This window comes from Nonomuraea sp. NPDC049784 (assembly GCF_040659615.1).
GTDB lineage: Bacteria > Actinomycetota > Actinomycetes > Streptosporangiales > Streptosporangiaceae > Nonomuraea.
On record NZ_JBFAMX010001225.1, the window covers coordinates 1 to 1,322 of the forward strand.

General features: G+C 69.1%; 2 protein-coding genes. One reads left to right on the top strand and one right to left on the bottom strand.

Annotated elements, in window-relative coordinates:
• On the bottom strand, window positions 1–193 hold a 193-nt coding region (gene sbcD, locus AB0J09_RS64935), incomplete at its 3' end, for an exonuclease subunit SbcD (RefSeq protein ID WP_360714485.1).
• 107 nt (window positions 194–300) lie between these two features.
• Here sbcD and AB0J09_RS64940 point away from each other — a divergent pair.
• A partial coding sequence (locus AB0J09_RS64940; protein WP_360714487.1) for a prolyl oligopeptidase family serine peptidase occupies window positions 301–1,322 on the top strand: 1,022 nt, incomplete at its 3' end.

A 1,322-nucleotide genomic window follows, 5' to 3' on the forward strand; every position in this document is an offset into this window, starting at 1 on the left:
CGTCGAGCAGCGCCACCGCGTCGACCGGCGGCAGCGCACGGTCGTAGACGTCGCCGGCGACCGCCACGACATCGACCCGCTCGGAACGCACCGTCTCTACCAGGTGGTCGACGAACGCCGCCTGCCCCGCGAGCAGGCTCTCGCGGTGGAACGAGCGCCCCAGGTGCCAGTCCGAGGTGTGCAGGATCCGCATGTCGCAGGAAGCTAACAGCTCTCACCGACAAATGAGGCCTCACCTGTCTCAGAGGCCGGGAGTACGCTAGAAGATCGGCGGGCAAACCAACGCACATGGGGAGGCCGATGCGCACTGGCCGTGGCACCTTGAGCGTCGCTGCCAGCGTGGTGCTGGTGGCTCTTGCGGCAGTCGGATACGTCTTGCCACCCGCGTTCGACCCGCCGCCGCTCAAGGCGGATCCAGTCTTCCAGTCGGTTCCGGCACAGCCGCCGAACGAACTGCGGCCGGTGGTGGCAGCCGATCCCGTCCGCAGAGAAGAGATCTCCGTCGCCGGAGAGGGCCAGCGCCTGGACGGCACGCTCCGGGTGCCCCTGACGCCCGGGCGCCATCCGGCGATGGTGTTCGTGTCGGGGTCGGGCAACGGGTCGCGGACGGAGTTCACGCCGCAGGCCGAGTTCCTGGCCAAGGCGGGCGTCGTGACGATCGCGTTCGACAAGCGCACCATCGGCTACAACTTCCGCGACAGGGACTTCTCGCTGCTCGCCGACGACGCGCTGCGCATGGTGCAGTTCCTGCGCACACGTCCCGAGGTGGATCCGGCGCGGGTCGGCCTGTGGGGAGTCAGCGAAGGCGGCTGGGTGGTGCCGATCGCGGCGGCCAAGAGCACGGCGGTGGGGTTCGTGATCCTGGTGTCGTCCCCGAACGTCTCCCCGCTCCGCCAGGTCGCCTGGGCCCTCAACGAGCAGCTGCTCAGACTGCGCGCCCCGATCGGCGCCCGCGACCTGCTGACCAGGGCGATGGGCGGGGTCGGCTTCAACTTCCTGAGGTACGACGCGCTGCCCGCATTAAGCGGGATCAAGCAGCCCGTCCTGGCGTTCTACGGCACGATGGACCCCTCGATCCCCTTCGTCGAGTCCACCCAGGCCCTCCTCAAGGGGTTGAACACAGCGGGCAACAACGATTACACGATCCGCTTCATGGCCAAGGGTGACCACGCCATGCGGGTGAACGGCGGCGAGTTCACCAAGGGCTATCTCGAGACCCTCTCCAACTGGATCACCGGCCTCCCCGGCACGGCCAGGCCCGCGCTGCACATGGCGGGCGCCACGCCGGTGCAGCGGTTCGAGGCCAGCGACGTGCCGGCCGC